Annotated in this window: 15 protein-coding genes; 8 read left to right on the top strand and 7 right to left on the bottom strand. The window is 52.7% G+C overall.

Annotated features, from left to right (window positions below; genetic code table 11):
• Positions 1-2: 2 nt before the first annotated feature.
• The 6 genes from ABD843_RS02090 to ABD843_RS02065 all read right to left on the bottom strand — a co-directional run bounded on the left by ABD843_RS02090 (position 3) and on the right by ABD843_RS02065 (position 6,909).
• Positions 3-2,546 carry a DUF5686 and carboxypeptidase regulatory-like domain-containing protein gene (locus tag ABD843_RS02090; RefSeq protein ID WP_345077773.1) on the bottom strand — a complete coding sequence of 848 codons (2,544 nt, stop codon included), beginning with the start codon at positions 2,544-2,546 and terminating at the stop codon, positions 3-5.
• A 91-nt stretch (positions 2,547-2,637) separates the two neighbouring features.
• Entirely contained in the window at positions 2,638-3,282 is a 645-nt protein-coding gene (locus ABD843_RS02085; protein WP_345077770.1) for a deoxynucleoside kinase, read from the bottom strand.
• 82 nt (positions 3,283-3,364) lie between these two features.
• A complete protein-coding gene (locus ABD843_RS02080) occupies positions 3,365-4,447 on the bottom strand; it encodes a winged helix DNA-binding domain-containing protein (protein WP_345077768.1) in 1,083 nt (360 codons plus the stop codon).
• Positions 4,448-4,459: 12 nt separating this feature from the next.
• Positions 4,460-4,834 carry an Hpt domain-containing protein gene (locus ABD843_RS02075; protein ID WP_345077765.1) on the bottom strand — a complete coding sequence of 125 codons (375 nt, stop codon included), beginning with the start codon at positions 4,832-4,834 and terminating at the stop codon, positions 4,460-4,462.
• A gap of 13 nt (positions 4,835-4,847) precedes the next feature.
• Positions 4,848-5,240 carry a response regulator gene (locus ABD843_RS02070; RefSeq protein WP_345077762.1) on the bottom strand — a complete coding sequence of 131 codons (393 nt, stop codon included), beginning with the start codon at positions 5,238-5,240 and terminating at the stop codon, positions 4,848-4,850.
• 187 nt (positions 5,241-5,427) lie between these two features.
• On the bottom strand, positions 5,428-6,909 hold the full coding sequence (locus ABD843_RS02065) for an amino acid permease (protein WP_345077759.1): 1,482 nt from the start codon (positions 6,907-6,909) through the stop codon (positions 5,428-5,430).
• Positions 6,910-7,106: 197 nt separating this feature from the next.
• Here ABD843_RS02065 and guaB point away from each other — a divergent pair, with 197 nt between their 5' ends.
• The 8 genes from guaB to trxB all read left to right on the top strand — a co-directional run bounded on the left by guaB (position 7,107) and on the right by trxB (position 15,222).
• On the top strand, positions 7,107-8,576 hold the full coding sequence (guaB, locus tag ABD843_RS02060; protein ID WP_345077756.1) for an IMP dehydrogenase: 1,470 nt from the start codon (positions 7,107-7,109) through the stop codon (positions 8,574-8,576).
• 99 nt (positions 8,577-8,675) lie between these two features.
• Positions 8,676-9,278: a hypothetical protein gene (locus tag ABD843_RS02055; protein ID WP_345077754.1), complete on the top strand. Its 603-nt coding sequence runs from the start codon at positions 8,676-8,678 to the stop codon at positions 9,276-9,278.
• Between the two features lie 110 nt (positions 9,279-9,388).
• Positions 9,389-10,036: an outer membrane beta-barrel protein gene (locus ABD843_RS02050; RefSeq protein ID WP_345077751.1), complete on the top strand. Its 648-nt coding sequence runs from the start codon at positions 9,389-9,391 to the stop codon at positions 10,034-10,036.
• Positions 10,037-10,092: 56 nt separating this feature from the next.
• Positions 10,093-10,758, top strand: a complete 666-nt coding sequence (locus tag ABD843_RS02045) for an outer membrane beta-barrel protein (RefSeq protein WP_345077748.1) — start codon at positions 10,093-10,095, stop codon at positions 10,756-10,758.
• Positions 10,759-10,933: 175 nt separating this feature from the next.
• Entirely contained in the window at positions 10,934-12,406 is a 1,473-nt protein-coding gene (locus tag ABD843_RS02040; protein ID WP_345077745.1) for a glycosyltransferase family 39 protein, read from the top strand.
• A gap of 79 nt (positions 12,407-12,485) precedes the next feature.
• The gene (locus tag ABD843_RS02035; RefSeq protein ID WP_345077743.1) at positions 12,486-13,250 is read left to right on the top strand and encodes a L,D-transpeptidase family protein; all 765 of its coding nucleotides are present in this window, start codon (positions 12,486-12,488) and stop codon (positions 13,248-13,250) included.
• Between the two features lie 19 nt (positions 13,251-13,269).
• Positions 13,270-14,187, top strand: a complete 918-nt coding sequence (locus tag ABD843_RS02030; RefSeq protein WP_345077739.1) for a DUF4249 family protein — start codon at positions 13,270-13,272, stop codon at positions 14,185-14,187.
• A gap of 93 nt (positions 14,188-14,280) precedes the next feature.
• The gene (gene trxB, locus ABD843_RS02025; protein ID WP_345077736.1) at positions 14,281-15,222 is read left to right on the top strand and encodes a thioredoxin-disulfide reductase; all 942 of its coding nucleotides are present in this window, start codon (positions 14,281-14,283) and stop codon (positions 15,220-15,222) included.
• 83 nt (positions 15,223-15,305) lie between these two features.
• On the opposite strand, the gene ABD843_RS02020 is transcribed toward trxB, so the two are convergent.
• A complete protein-coding gene (locus ABD843_RS02020) occupies positions 15,306-16,820 on the bottom strand; it encodes a PAS domain-containing sensor histidine kinase (protein ID WP_345077734.1) in 1,515 nt (504 codons plus the stop codon).
• Between the last annotated feature and the right edge of the window lie 50 nt (positions 16,821-16,870).

The raw sequence follows: 16,870 nt of genomic DNA, 5'->3' as shown, positions 1-16,870 counted from the left end.
CGCTACCACTCTCCGTCGGTAGGGTTATTGCGCACTACCGATACACCACGCATGGTGAGCCCCACGCGTATGCCCGAGTTGCGGCCCATATTGCTGTCCCACGACTGCACGAAGTCCACACGCATAAGACGCATCAGCTTCCAGCCTATATTGTCTATACCTACGAAGGCCTCGGTATAATAGCTGCTATTGTTGATGTAGAGCGCATTGCCGCCCACTAGCAGGTAGTACCGCGCCTGGCGCAGCAGGGGTATCTTGTTGCTCAGCAGGCCGTTCAGGTGGTACTCCACATGGCCCTCGCCATAGAGCGGCGCCGTATTGCTGAACGCATAATAGGGTGCGAACTGGAAGCTCTGCAGGTAGGGCGCAGCATAGCCCGTACCACGCATGCCCTGTATATGCATGAGGTCGGGGAAGGAAACGTAGCGGGTATTGAGGAAACCACCTATGGCGAAATGGTAGCTGAACGAACCGAACAGGCGCAGGTTCAGATCGTCGCGAATGCTGAAGCGCCATTTATCGTAGTCGGTCTTGCTGTTCAGTATACCCGCTATACCCTTGGTGTATTGCAGCGTGAACCTGGGCCACGAGCTGCCGTTGGCTACCTTGTGGTCGGGATACTGGGTGTAGGTGAAACCGGGCTTGTAAGAGATGGTGGCCTTTACAATGGCCGCATCGTGCTGCTCCCATGCAGTGGCCACAGCCAGCAGAGATGCGGGCGTATTGGGTGTATACCCTCCCTTGTCGCTCTTGGCCAGGCTATACGATGTGGTATTTTCCAGCGGTGTGCGCTGCTGCCACGATGCCCGCAGCATCCACTGCAGGCCATTGCCATAGTTGCGGCGCACATAGGCCGTAGCCTCGGTACGCTCATATATTTTCAGGTCGTTCTCGCGGGCGCCCAGTGCGCGCCATGTGTTCAGCATGGGAATGACGGGGTTATCCGGGTTGTACTGGAAAACGTACCTACCAGCATCTGCACCATATATCCATGCCCGGTTCAGCCAAGTGCGGTCGCGCTTGTAGTAGTATACCCTGCCTATACCGTTGAAGCGCTCATTGCTGAACCCATATCGCAATGCCACCTCCATGTTCAGGCTGCTGCTGCTATCCACCCTATGCCGCACCATCATTTTGGGCGCCAGGTTGAAGCCCTCTACGGTATTGAAGTTCAGCATACTGGTCTCTGCCAAGCCCAGCAGTACCGAATTGAAAGTATAGGTGTTCCTGTACTCCTTGCTGCTGTAAGATGGCTCGCTCAGCAGGTGTGCTACCGGTTTGAACTTGTTGCCCTTGCGCCTTACAGAGTCGCGGTAAGCAGGGCTATTGACAATGGTATTGATGCTGTCCTTCACCACAAAATCGCGCTGCTCGTCCTTTTCCAGCGGAACGGGGCGGGCATCCCAATGGGTGCTGTCCTTCTTGTTGGCCGTCTTGTCGTACTGGCTGGTTATCTTGCCGCCGAATATGCTATCGGGTATGGGCTCGTTCACTTTTTGCCGGTTGTATACTGCCACGCCACTACCTGTGACATCGAACATCATGAACTTGACCGTGAAGTAGAGCACCTGGCTTTTTATCACCCAGCTATCCTTTTGCATGGGTACGAACACCTGCTGAATGGCCAGTGTGTCTATCATATCCATCCCCGATCGTTTCTCCAGCAGCATGTCCAGACTGTGTATGCCCCACTCCTCATCGGTGATGTATATGGTGCCGCTGAAGCAGGGCTCGTATGCACGGCGCTGCGATACCTGTATCTTGTATATGGTGCGCCCATGCTCCTCGAAGGTGCCCAGCAACTTGTACTTGTAATAGAGCAGCGCATTGTCGCTGATGGGCGATATGAAACCGCGCGTTCCCCTGCCCAGCATGCTCACATTGTTCTCGTAAAAAGTGATGACAGGCGGAAACTGGGAAAATCCCAGTCCACTCTTGTTGCCGCTCTCATGCACAGCATGTATGATGGTCTTTTCCTTCTCACCTTCCGAATAATAATCGGCCTCTTCCTCGGTAAGGTAGAGCACGCCCTTGCCCGCGGTATCTACACCCAGGTCTGCCGACTTGATGGTCTGCCCCATGAACTTATCGGGCAACCGGCGGGAGCGCATCACTCCTTTGAAGTATATAGATGCCTGGAAGGAGCGCACCTGGTCCAGGTGGAACTTGCGGCGCGCTATGGTATTGCGTATGATGCGGTAGGCGGGGTCCTCGTCGGTGGCCTTTATCACTACCTCTTTCATCTCCAGCGCCTCTTCGGCCAGCTTCATATCGTGTACATGGGCCTCGCTGCCGCTAACAGTGACGGTGAAAGAGCTTTGCCTGTAGCCCACATACTGGCAGGCTATCTTGTATGTGCCTGGCTGTACGGCCAGCTCGTAATACCCAGCTCCATTGGTGGTGGTGCCTATAGTGGTGCCATCTATATATACGGTGGCATATGGCAGTGCCTCGCCCTTGGTATCGGTGACCTTACCTTTTATAACACCTGCAAGGGTAGTGATGGCGCAACATAACAGTAATGCAATAAAGGAGAGCACCCGCATAGGCATATCTTTTTCATAACAAGGCCGGGCTGGCCTGTATCATATATATGCCGCAGGGCGCTAAAATGTTACAGCCCGCGGTCAATATTTTTTATTTTTTGCTGAACAGGCCATAGAGCTGTGCATCTACGCGGCGCACAACATCGGCCAGGTCGTCCTCTTTTTCGGCAAAGTTGCAGTTGTCCACATCTATCACCAGCAGGGGGCCGTCTTTGTAGCCCTCTATCCATTTGTTATAGAAACCGTTCAGCCTTTTCAGGTAGTCCAGGCGAATGTTCTCTTCATAGCCACGGCCGCGCTTCTGTATCTGGTCTACAAGTGTAGGCACCGAGGCCTTGAGGTATATGAGCAGGTCCGGTGGCTTGATGAGCGCCTTCAGGTTCTGGAAGAAAGAGCTGTAGTTCTCAAAATCGCGCTTGGTCATCAGGCCCATATCGAAAAGGTTGGGCGCAAAGATGTAAGCATCCTCATATACGGTACGGTCCTGCACTACGCTGTCCTTGCCATTGTGAATGTCTATGAGATGCTTGATACGATTGTTAAGGAAATATATCTGCAGGTTGAACGACCAGCGGTGCATGTCCTCGTAAAAGTCTACCAGGTATGGATTGTGCTCCACATCCTCGAAATGCGGCTGCCACTTGTAGTGCTTTGCCAGCATAGTTGCAAGAGTGGTCTTGCCGGAACCGATGTTGCCGGCAACAGCTATGTGTTTTATTTCTGACTTTGAAGGCATGCTGGTGAGTTCTTGCTGGCGAAGATAGGTCACTAAGGTAAATATTCCGTCCGGATATTTAGTGGCATGGCGGGAACGCACGTCATATTTTAGGCAGGGACACTTTCATACCCATAAAGGCGGCATAACCTTCGGCCTGCGCCAGTATGGCCCGCTGCTGTGCCTTGCCCATCTTGCCAAAGAACTGCGGTTCTATATGCAGTGTATCTTTTTTGATGGTACGCTTCCATATGCCTACTACCGTACCATTGACAGTGATGATAGGCTTGAAAATGCCATTGCGTGTGAATGCCTGCGCCTGCAGCGGCAGTGGTATAGATGCAGTACGGTCCTTATAGCTTATAAGGAACTCATCGAAGGCAGGAAGGAAGTGAACGGCATCGCCATCGGGGTGCCGATGCGCCATGCTGCGTTCATCCAGGAAATACTCTACCCCATCGGCCATGAAGGATGTAAGTCTGTCTTTTACAGCCGCCAGCCCATTACGCGCATCTGTAAGCGAAAGGCCGCCCCACCAGGCCAGGTCGGCAAGGGTGGCAGGGCCATGGCTTATGAAATATCTTTCGGCAAGTGCTGCCAAGGCCTCCTGCTTTGTTATGGTATTCACGGGCGCTATACGCTCTTCTATGAGCGCATAGGTGAATTGTTTGCCCCGCATGGGGCCATTACATACTATGCCCGATAGCTCGGCATCTATCATCACCAGCGATGGGCGTATATCATTGGGTATGCTACCGGGCAACTGCAGGTGGGCCATTATCTCCTCACGCGTCTGGTAGTTATGATCGCGCAGCAGCCGCTCTATTTTTTTATTGTACTTTTTTATAAAGGCATCATCGAGGCCCAGCGTACGCGCCATGCCCATATACTGCCCCCTGATGCGCGGCGCCGAAAGTGCCAGCATCCACCGTGTGTCTTCGGGAGCTATAAGGTGCCATGTGGGGCGCAGCACATGGGTGCGTATCACTTCGGCATTGTCTATGGCGGCCTGCACCTCTTGCTCGGTAAGGGGCAGGCGTGCGCCTATGGCCCATTTGCACATGGCGGCATCCTGCGCCTGTATGGCGCCAAAGTGGCGCACCATATTGCCGGGCGTGGTAATGGCAGTACCTGCCAGTTGCTGTGCGGCAAGCCGCAGGCGGGCTATGTCTGTGACAAATGGCATATGCAGTGAAACCTATATTCCGGGATCAGCGGCCCTGCACTTCACTCTTTCGGCCTGTATGAAGGGTATGGCCTTGTTGAAGTTGAAAAGGATATTATCGAGCCGGGCCACTATCTCTTCTTTATTGCTCTTGTTGCGCGCCAGCATATCTATACGCGAGAGGTCGTCGAACATGCCCCTGATACGCACTATGCCTGCACTCGATTTGAGGGTATGGGCCTGTTTGTGAATGGCGTCGTAGTCGTCCGTTTCGCGTATGAGTGTCTCCAGGTTGGTAAGCCCTGCCGGGAAGGTCTCTACAAAAAGCGTAAGCACTTCATAGACATATTTGGGGTCGCCGCCGGAGATCTCATTCAAGTAATCAAGATCCAGAATGGGTGCACTCATAAATGGGGTAGTTTCAGGCTGTGATATTAAATTCCTTCGTTATTCTCCGGATAGCATCGAACAATTTATCTGCATCTATCGGCTTAGAGATACAACCATTCATGCCTATGCTCAGGCATTTAGCTATCTCGTCCTCGTAATTGCTGGCCGAAAGGGCCAGTATAGGAACATTACTTTTCAGTGTATGGCGAATATACTGCGTAGCTTCATACCCATCCATCTCAGGCATCTGTATATCCATAAGCACCAGGTCGAAACGGGTGGCCTCTACCAGGCGTATCGCCTCGGCGCCATTGGCCACTGTAGTAATATCTGCGCCGTGCTTGGTAAGCAGAAAAACTGCTATTTTCTGATTGAGGGGGTTGTCTTCAGCAACTAATATTTTCTGTCCTTCAAGCAAATTCATCAGATATGGGTACAAAAAAGGCTACAGTGATGCGTATGTTCGCATATGTATAAGTAAAGATATAAAACCCTATGCAAAGATGAAAGAATAAAGCACTCGTTATTGAATAGTTATTTTTCTTTCATGCAAAGTAAAACATGCATAGGATGGAAATATCAGGGCATCCTGCAAAGTGGGAAATATCTCTTTACTTCAGCTTGCTGTTCTTCTTGCTGTAGCCGAAATAGATGAGGAGGCCCAGCACCAGCCAGCCGCCCAGGCGCGCCCAGTTGGTCCAGCCGAGGCCCAGTATCATAGCGGTACATACCGCTATGCCCAGTATAGATACCACCGGCACCATAGGCACCTTGAACTGGCGGGGCAGATCGGGGTCGGTACGGCGCAGTATCCATACACCGGCGCATACCAGTATGAAGGCAAAAAGGGTGCCTATGCTGGTCATATCGCCCACTATGTCGCCGGGCACAAAGGCCGCAAAGGCGCCCACCAGCACAAAGAATATCCAGTTGGATTTGTAAGGGGTATGGAATTTTGGGTGAAGGTCGGAGAATATCTTGGGCACCAGGCCATCGCGGCTCATAGAGTAGAACACACGCGACTGTCCCATGAGCATCACCAGTATCACCGATGAGAACCCGAAGAGGATGGCCACCGTCACCAGGTTGGCCAGCCAGCCATAGCCTGCCATATAGGTCTTGATGGCATAGACCACCGACGCCTCTTTGCCCTGTGTACGGAAATCGTTCACATTGGCTACGCCTGTGAGCACATGGGCAAATAGTATATACAATATGGTACATACCACCAGCGAACCCAATATGCCTATAGGCATATCTTTCTTGGGGTTCTTGGCCTCCTGCGCGGCGGTAGATACGGCATCGAATCCTATGAAGGCAAAGAACACTACCCCGGCAGCGCCCAGTATGCCCCATATGCCACCATAGTTGTGCGATACGCCCTGTGTATCTACATACTTAGTAACTTCCGGAATGTATTTGGCATGGTTCTCGGGGTTCATATAGCCCCAGCCCAGCACTATGAAAAGCACCACTATGGCCACCTTTGATATAACTATAAGGCCATTCACAAAGGCCGACTCTTTGGTGCCCTTTATAAGCAGCATGGTGAGCATGAGGATGATGAAGAGCGCAGGCACATTCATGATGCCATGCACGCCTGCCTGGGTGGCAAAGGCCCCGCTGCCATCGCAGACCTCGAACGGCGAATGGGACCATTCGTACGGTATATGCCAGCCGAATATCTCTAATAATTTGTTCAGGTACTCGCTCCAGGCTATGCCCACTGTGGCGGCGCCAACTGCGTATTCCAGCACCAGGTCCCACCCTATTATCCAGGCTATGAGCTCGCCCATAGTGGCATACGAATAGGTATAGGCGCTACCTGCTATAGGTATCATAGAGGCGAACTCGGCATAACACAGACCGGCAAAGGCGCAGCCTATGGCCGCAACGATGAACCCGATGGTAACGGAGGGACCCGCATTGTTGGCAGCGGCAGCGGCCGTGCGCACAAAGAGACCGGCGCCTATGATGGCGCCTATGCCCAATGCCACAAGATTGCCTGCGCCCAGGGTGCGCTTCAGGCTTTTCTCACCATCAGAAGAATCGTTGATCAGTTGCCCGATCGGTTTTTTTGTGAATATACCCATGTTGTGCTGTTTGACACGAAGTGGCTAAGATAAACAATATGTTGATAGTAAGAGATGTGCAGGCAAATTATCACCCCGTTGGGGCCATAGCATTTGATGGGTGTACTGCACAAGCTTCTCTATGGTATCATTTACAAAAACGATAAGCATTTCGCCTCATGGTTTTGTGTATTTCATAAATGCAGTTATCTTTGCACATGGCAACAAGATCCAAGTTCTACGGCGAAGGCCTCACGTTCGATGACGTCCTTCTTATGCCGGCTTACTCAGAGGTCCTCCCAAGAGAAGTAAGCATAGTCACCAACATCACAAAAGACATAAAGCTGAACATACCCATGGTATCGGCAGCTATGGACACCGTAACAGAGGCCCCGCTGGCCATAGCGCTATCGCGCGAGGGCGGTATAGGCATTCTGCACAAGAACATGAGCATAGAACGCCAGGCAGAGCAGGTGCGCAAAGTAAAGCGCTCTGAGAACGGCCTGATAATGGACCCCATAACCCTGAAACCCGACGCCACTGTAGGCGACGCCCTGAAAATAATGAGAGAGAACCGCATAGGCGGTATACCTATAGTAGACGACAACTACCTGCTGGTAGGCATGCTCACCAACCGCGACCTGCGTTTTGAGAAGAACAACAAGAAGAAGGTAAACGAGGTGATGACCAAAGAACGCCTGGTGACCGCTCCCATAGGCACAGACATGCAAAAGGCCGAGCGCATACTGGAGCAGCACAAAATAGAGAAACTGCCTATAGTAGATAAAAAAGGCAAGCTGATAGGGCTCATCACCTTCCGCGACACCATACAACTGAAGAGCTACCCCAATGCCAGCAAAGACTCTATGGGCCGCCTGCTGGCGGGCGCGGCCATAGGCATTACCGCCGATATACTGGACCGTGTGGATGCACTGCGCCAGGCCGGTGTGGACATCATAACCCTGGATAGCGCTCACGGCCACTCTAAAGGGGTAATAGATGCCGTGAAGAACGTGAAGAAGAACTTCAAGACACTGCCGGTGATAGCGGGCAATGTGGCCACGGCGGCAGGCGCCAAGGCGCTTGCCGCCGCAGGCGCCGATGCCGTGAAGATAGGCGTAGGCCCGGGTTCGATATGCACTACGCGTGTAGTGACAGGCGCAGGCGCCCCCCAGCTTACGGCCATTATGGAAGCTGCCGAAGCCCTGAAAAAGACAGGCATACCCGTGATAGCCGATGGCGGTATACGCTATACCGGCGATATGGTGAAGGCCATAGCCGCAGGCGCATCGTGCATCATGGCAGGCTCTATATTCGCAGGTACCGAGGAAAGCCCCGGCGAGACCATCATATATGAGGGCCGCAAATTCAAATCGTACCGCGGTATGGGCTCTGTAGAGGCCATGCAGGAGGGCTCTAAGGACCGTTACTTCCAGGATATGGAGGCCGATATAAAGAAACTGGTTCCGGAAGGTATAGTAGGCCGTGTACCCTACAAGGGTCAGCTTAATGAAGTAGTGCAGCAGTTCGTAGGTGGCCTGCGTGCAGGTATGGGCTACTGTGGGGCAAAGGATATAGCTACGCTGCAAAACGCATCGCAGTTCGTGCGCATCACCCCTGCCAGCATGGCAGAAAGCCACCCGCACGATATAGTGATAACCAAGGAAGCGCCTAACTACAGCAGGTAGACAAGGCACCTGAGCCGGCAGCATAGATATTAACAGCAGGTGAATAGCGTTCTTTTGCTATGCCCTGCTTTACGATTATATTTGCAAAAACACCCCAATATGAAGCGGATCATATCATTTGTGACCTGTATGGTGGCTCTTTGCGGGCATTGGCGCGCCGAGGGCAGGGAACTTCGTACCTATAATACGAACGATATACTTCCCAAGGTCACAATGAGTGTGAAGGTAGGGCTGCAGGCACAGTACCTGTCGGGCAATACACTGTGGAACAAGACATATAATACCGGGCCGCTTGCAGGTCTCTGCTTCAGTGTACACCGCAATATGTTCGGCGGCAGGGTGGAAGCCAACGGCCGCTCTATAAAGTACAGCCACGATACCTATGGCACCGAAGTGAACATCGTGAACCTGGACATACCCGTTCTGTTCGAATTTCGCCCCATTAAAGAACTGGCGATACTGGTAGGTGGCCAGGGCTCCCTGTTCCCCCGGGTACAGGATAGGTCGGGCAAAGATGTGAGCAGGTTCTTCTCCTCGCAGGAGGCATCTTTTGTAATAGGCGCAGAAGGTATACTGCCGCTGCGCCTCATAGCAGGTGCAAGGTTCATAAAAGGCATCACAGATATCAATGATACAAGCAGGCCGGGAACATGGACCACTACCGGGGCACAATTCTATGTAGGTTACAGGTTCGTGGATTGATACGCGATACGATCTCCTCATACAATAATAACAGAGAACATTCTTTAAACAAGACCGGCAAAGGCTATATATCGTTTACCTTTGCCACCCCGGATCAATAAATGCTGGATATGAAGAAATATTTTTTTGCCGCATTCGTATCGCTACTGCTGCTGCAGGGCGTAGCGAACGGGCAGGTAATGGGCTTCAGGGAGCCTATAGTGAACATGGGCGTGAAGGTAGGAGGTAGTTTCATGCACCTGTCATCGGCGCCTATACGCACCAGCCCCGGGCCACTGGCAGGTATATATGTATGGAAGAACATAGGCCGTTTCGGCGTACGGCTGGAAGCCCTGGGCACTATGGTCACTCATACTACCAAATATCCGGCATCGGCCTATGTGATACCTACACCCGGTATAGATACGGAAACCAAAGCATCGCTGCAGGCCATATACCTGAACGTGCCCCTGCTGCTGGAATACCAGCTGAACGAGAACCTGCAACTGCTGGGCGGACCACAATTCGGCTACCTGCTGTCGCTTACCGACAAGAACGATGCCTATACCAAGGTATATGGCAATAGCGAAATGCTGACCAAAACAGACTTTGCCGTGGTAGCCGGTGCAGAATATGCCCTTACACGCCGCAAAAAGCTGAAAGCAGGTGCACGCGCCGTAATAGGCGTGACAGATGTGAACAACAGCACCTATTACCTGGTACCACGCACATGGTCTTCGGTGGCATTGCAACTGTCTCTGTCCTATAATATAATGTAATGCCGAAAACACCATCGAACCATACTCACACTTATATTTGCATAAAGATACTGCCTATGAAACGAATATTGACGCTTGCTATATGTTTTGCTGTACTTGCAGTGGCCAATAGCAGCTATGCGCAAAGCAGCAGTTCTGGAAAACTGAAGCCCGATAGCAGGAAAAGAGACCGCCACAGGAGGCATGCTCCCAAAGAGCCGAACTTTGGTATGGGTATAAAAGTAGGGGCCAATATGCAGTACATGCAGGATAGCCGCAAACTTTTCGACAACTGGATAAAGCCGGGCGCAATGGCAGGTATCTACTTCAATATGGAGAGGGGCGTATTCGGTGTGCAGCTGGAAGGTATAGGTAAAACATGCCGCTATTATGTAAAACATGCGGCCTACCTGCACCTCAGGACGTGGAATGTGGACTTCCCCATACTGCTCACCTGCAGGCCATTCCGCCAGATACCCGTACTGGACAGGCTGAAATTTGTGGCAGGCCCTGAGATATCGTTCCTGGTATCGGCCGTGCGCGGCGACAGGAACGAGGTGAAGAACGATTTCACCAATGCCGATGTGGCAGCGGCCGCAGGTATCGAGATAGACCTTCCGCTGAACTTGCATGTGGGCGCCCGTGGTCTGTGGGGCCTTGTGAACATCAACAATACCCTACCCTCTGCCGAATGGCACAATCATTCGCTGCAGTTCACAGTAGGTTACAGGTTCCTGCAATAGCAGCCATCCTCAATGATACTTTCAAAGGCCGTTCTGCAAAGACGGCCTTTTTTATTGCCCTTATCATATATTTCTATTATCTTGGGCCTGTAGCGCCTTTCTTGCCGGCGCATACTTGCTAAATAATTTAATGTTACCAGAAAACGGACGACCGGAAAAAGCCCTTCGGGCCGTCGTGCTCATTACCCTACTGGTAATGGCCGCATGGGGCATGGCATCTGTGGTAGCACAGATACGCCCGTTCTGGATAGATGAATGGCGTATCATTTACAACCTGAAATTCCTTTCGGCCACGGCCATATGGGGCAAGCTGGCTTTTATGCAGCAGTTCCCCCGTGTGTACCTGTTTCTGCTGAAGCTGTTCACATCGGCATGTGGATATAGCTATACCTCGCTGCGGCTTATACCCTACCTGGCCGGGCTGGCCGCCATATGGTGTATATATGATACCGCAAGGCGTATATACGGGCCCCGGGAGCCCTACCGTTACCTGATGGTGATGATGCTGATATCGTGCAGCACCTTTACCGAGTATTTCGTAGAGGTAAAACAATACTCTATGGAGCTGCTGCTGAGCGCTGCCGCCCTATGGCAGTTGCACTACCTGCTGCGCCTTGGCGACCGCCCACTAAAGGCCGCCGGTTATGCACTGTTCTGCATGGCTATGTTGTTGTGTCCGTTCTTCAGCTATACCTATGCTATAGTTATAGCCCCGGTATATGGCGTGGTACTGCTGCACAATATAGCTACCTGGAACAATGGTACCGGCAACGGCAAGATGAGGACCATAGTGATGCAATGGATACCGCTCTGCCTGTGTACGTTCAGCATTACGGTGTTCTACTTGGTAGATGCCGCTCACCTGTCTGCCGACGGCGATATGCAGAACTACTGGCGGCACCTGATGCCGGGTGGCCGTACGCCCTTTGCAGAAAGGATGTTCCACTTCCTGGCACAGGCGGGTTCGGGGCTGCTGTTCTGGTGGCTGTTCGGGCTGGCCTGTACCGGGGCATTGGGTTGGGCCATATTCAGGGTAGCAAAGGCCATACGCAAGCGCGACGTGACCGTAGAGAACAGCATACTGCTTTATGCCCTGCTGGTAGTGCTGCTGGTGGTGACCCTGAACCAGGCAGGCAGGCTACCGCTGGGCGAGCCCAGGCTCAATGCCTTTGGCGTACCGGCACTATCGGTACTGCTTATAGCATTGCTGCAGGCGCTGCGCACAAAGGCCCGGAAAAAACTGTGGCCCGATATACTGGCCTACCTGCTGCTGGCCGGGCTCACAGGCAATATCTATTCTACCATAGCTGCGTGTTTTACAGATGGAAAATATGCGCAGCGCATGGAGACCTACAGGGCATCGGAAAAGGCGTTGCAAATGGCTACCGGGCAGCACCTTCCCATATTGGTAACACCCGAAGTGGCATACCCCTACAATGGTACCGAGAACCTGCCGTGGCGCACACCCATACCTGGCGACTGGGTGCTGATGACATGGCCCGCCTACGATGCCGCTGACATGCTGCCCATATATGCCGTACCCGACACCAACGACCTGGGCAGCTACCTGCAGCGCCTGCCCACCGGCACTGCCCGCGTAATGGTGGGCAATGGCATCAGCTACCGGGTGGTAGATGTAATGCACTGAGTACAGGTCCACTCGTTTTAAGAAAACATTTAACATAGTTGGCTTACCTTTGCGGCACTCCTAAAAAAGTCGGTTCCCTATGATGGTCGGACGCCTGTTGAATGCTGTGTTGTGCGCTGCTATGTGCATAGCTTCGTATTCGTGCAGGGCGCAGGCCGGCGCCGACTTCAAGGCCGGCCAGCTATCGGCCGACAGGGTGGTAAAAGCATGGGCAAAATACAACGACCCGCTCCGCGACCTTTTTACCACGCATGGCCTCAAGTGGCCCGCTACCGATATATACCTGCGGGCCTTCAAACTGCAGAACGAGCTGGAACTATGGGCGCGCGACAATGCCACCGACGAATACAGGCATGTGAAGACCTACCGCATATGTGCCATATCGGGCGCGCTGGGCCCCAAACGCAAACAGGGGGACAGACAGGTACCGGAGGGGTATTACTTCATAGACGAGTTCAACCCGAACAGCGACTACCACCTGTCGCTGCACCTGAGCTACCCCAACTATAGCGACCTGCTGCAGGGCAAAAGCAACCCCGGCGGCGATATATACATACATGGCGGCTGCCTTACGGTAGGCTGCCTGCCTATGGAAGACGAGGGCATACGCGAAATATATACCCTGTGCCTGAACACCCGGCTGAACGGGCAGCAGTATATACCCGTGCACATCTACCCCACCCACATGAACAAGAGCGGCATGAGCTACCTGCAAAAAGAAGTGGCCGGCAATGTGGGCAAACAACAATTCTGGTGGAACCTGAAAAACGGGTACGAACATTTTGAAAAACACCACAAGCTGCAACCGGTGATGTACACCCCGGACGGCAATTACCTGAACTGAACGAACCGATAAACGATATATGGAACGCAACCTACGCACACACAAAAGACCCTTATCCCTTATCCTCATGTCCTTTATAGTACTGATGCTGGCATCGTGCGAGAAGGAAGTACACATAAACCTGGCAAGCGTACCACCCAGCCTGGTGGTACAGGGGCAGATAGAAACGGACGAGCCGCCATTCGTACTGCTCACCACCACCATGGGTTTCTTCTCTAAGATAGACCTGGGCACACTGCAGAATACCTTTGTGCACGATGCCGTGGTAAAAGTATCGGACGGTAGCAGAACGGTGACCCTGAAAGAGTATACCATAGACAGCAGCGGGTATAAGTTCAGTTTCTACACTATAGATTTCCTGGGCGCCGATACCATGTTCGGCCAGGAGAACAAGATATATACCCTTACCATAGACCATAATGGCAAGACCTATACTGCCCGTACCAAGATACCGGTACCGCAGGGCGTGGATTCTATGTGGTTCGATGTACCGGAATTTGCCGGGGAGAACACACCCGACAGCGCGCGCCAGCTATTTGTGAACTATACCGACCCCGATACCCTGGGCGACTATGTACGCTGCTATACCGATCGTAATAATGAGGGTTTCTTCTACTCATCCAACTTCAGCGATGAGATAATAAACGGTAAAAAGATAAGCAAGATAGGACTGGCCGCAGGCTACCAGAACGATGGCACCGACAACAGGAACCGCGATTCGCTCATCTATTTCTTCCCGGGCGACAGTGTATCGCTCAAGTGGTGCGCTGTGGACAAGGCCGTTTACAACTTCTGGAACACGCTTGATTTTGCCAAGGGCTCAGTAGGCAACCCCTTCGCATCGCCCATAAACCCCACTACCAACCTTACCAACGGCGCACTGGGCGTATGGGCAGGCTATGGCACCTATTACAAAAGGGCCAGGGTACCCCACTAGTAGTGGCCTCAAGGCAGGAATTGCTGAAAATTTCGCATCTTTAACCCCCACATCCGCACATTCGGTGAATGCGGAGCATTATACCATAACGATATGAACGAGACAGAAAAAGTACATTGCCTTATCATAGGCTCGGGCCCGGCAGGCTATACCGCGGCCATATATGCATCGCGTGCCAACCTGAAGCCCGTACTGTACCAGGGCATGCAGCCCGGCGGGCAACTGACCATAACCACAGAAGTAGAGAACTATCCCGGCTATCCCAATGGTGTGATGGGCCCGCAAATGATGGTAGATTTCGAGCAGCAGGCACAGCGCATGGGCGCAGATATACGCTGGGGCATGGCCACCAAGGTAGACTTTTCGACACGCCCGTACAGGGTAGAGATAGACGAGGAGAAATGGATAGAGGCCGATGCCGTGATAATAGCCACAGGCGCATCCGCCAAGTGGCTGGGCCTGGAGTCGGAACAGCGGCTGAACGGACATGGCGTATCGGCCTGCGCGGTATGCGACGGTTTCTTCTTCAAAGGACAGGAAGTGATGATAGTAGGCGCCGGCGATACTGCCTGCGAAGAGGCCCTATACCTGTCTAAGCTGTGCAGCAAGGTACACATGCTGGTACGCCGCCACGAGATGCGCGCCAGCAAGGTGATGCAAGCACGCGTACTGAAGACCGAGAATATACAGGTATACTGGAACACCGATACTGTAGAGGTAATGGGCGAACATAAAGTAGACAGTGTGCGCGTACGCAACAATATGACCAACGAAGAGCAGGTGATACCTGTGAAGGCCTTCTTTGTGGCTATAGGCCATGAGCCCAACTCATCGCTGTTCAAAGGTATACTGGACATGGACGAGCAGGGCTACCTCATAACACAGCCCGGCAGCACCCGCACCAACCTGGAGGGTGTTTTTGCCTGCGGCGATGTGCAGGACAAGATATACCGCCAGGCAGTGAGCGCGGCAGGTACCGGCTGTATGGCCGCACTGGATGCCGAACGCTACCTGGGCGCCATGGACCTGCACTAAGAATAGTACGCTATACCAAATAATGAAGGAGGGCTGTCATTTGCAAATGACAGCCCTCCTCGGCTTTATAGCATAAGTATCTTCTATTGCCTGTCGGGGATGATGATGATGAATCTGGCACCTGTACCCTTGCTGCTCTCGGCATATATCACACCCTTGTGGTGTTCCATTATCTTCTTGCATATGGCCAGCCCCACGCCCGACCCGGGATATTCCGACTTGCCATGCAGCCGCTGGAACACCTGGAATATGCGATTGGCATACTGGGCCTCGAAACCGATACCATTGTCCACAACGGTGACCTTGTGGTAGTTCTTTCGCGCAGGCAGGCCTTGTAGCTGCAGCTCATCCTCATCTAGTGGCTGCGAGCTTATCCTGATGACGGGCGGCACACCGGGCTTCTGGAACTTCATGGCATTGCTGATAAGGTTGGTGAACAGTTGCTTCATATGCGTGGCCACGGCATCTACCACAGGCAATACGCCGAATTCTATTACTGTACCTGTTTCCTCTATCTTCAGCTCCAGGTCGGTCATTACCTGTTTTATCACCAGGCTCAGGCTCACCTGTGCAAAGGGGGCCTGTGTCTGTGTGATGCGCGAAAAATCGAGCAGGCCGTTTATGAGCAGGCGCATATTCTCGGCCGATGCGTTCATGCGCGAAAGGTACATTTCGCCTTCGCCGGCAAGCACATCCTTATATTTCTCCAGCAGGCGGTCGCCAAAGGTGGTGATCTTGCGCAGCGGCTCCTGCAGGTCGTGGCTGGCGGCATAGGCAAAATCCTCCAGCTCGCTGTTCGACCGGCGCAACTCTTCCATTTTACTTTTCAGGTGCTCTTCTATGGCTCGCTGGCCACTCACATCGCGCACACTGCCTATATATTTTACCGGCTTGCCGTCGCTGTCCTTTATTATACGGCCCAGGCTGTGTATTATCTTTATGGTATTGCGTGCGGTAATGATGCGGAACTCTATATCCACATCCTTATACTCGCCCATTGCATCGCGCGTTACTCCTATCACCCGCTCCCTGTCCTGTGGATGTACGAAGCGGCGCACGAAATTGTGCGTTATATCGCGCACATCGGGGTCTACCTCGTATATGCGGTATACACCTGACGACCAGAACACCTTATCCACATCCATTATCCATTCGAAGGTACCGTATCCCTCTGCCTCGAAGTGGCGAAGGAAGAGCGCCTTGGTATCGGCAGAGGTATATGGCATGTTCCAGCCGTTCCTGTCGGGTATCATGAAGAACTGGTAGCCGCTCAGGGTACCGGTGCCATATACATCGGCGCCCGATACATATACATAGAAGGGCTTCATTTCTCCGCTGCTTGTGCGCAGGCGGTATACCACAAAGTCCTGTGTGAGCTGAAGGTCGCCACCTATGGCTGCCAGCTGGCGGTATAGCCTATCGCACTCGTAAGGGTCCAGCAGATCGAAGAAGTTCATTCCCCTGGCCTCGGCCACATCATAACCCAAGTGTGTGCTGAACAGCTTATTGGCAAAGAGAATATTGTGATCCTCTGCGCCAATGACCATGGTGATACCGGGACCTCCCATAGCAATACGTTCCGCAAGGGTTCCTTCCATGTTTCTTTCGGTATAAGTGATAGTGTTGTGTCTAGTGATATCCATTCGTT

Source organism: Nemorincola caseinilytica (genome assembly GCF_039540515.1).
In the GTDB taxonomy this organism is placed as follows: domain Bacteria; phylum Bacteroidota; class Bacteroidia; order Chitinophagales; family Chitinophagaceae; genus Nemorincola; species Nemorincola caseinilytica.
Note: the sequence above shows the minus strand (reverse complement) of the source record. Positions and strands in the feature narration are given on the sequence as shown.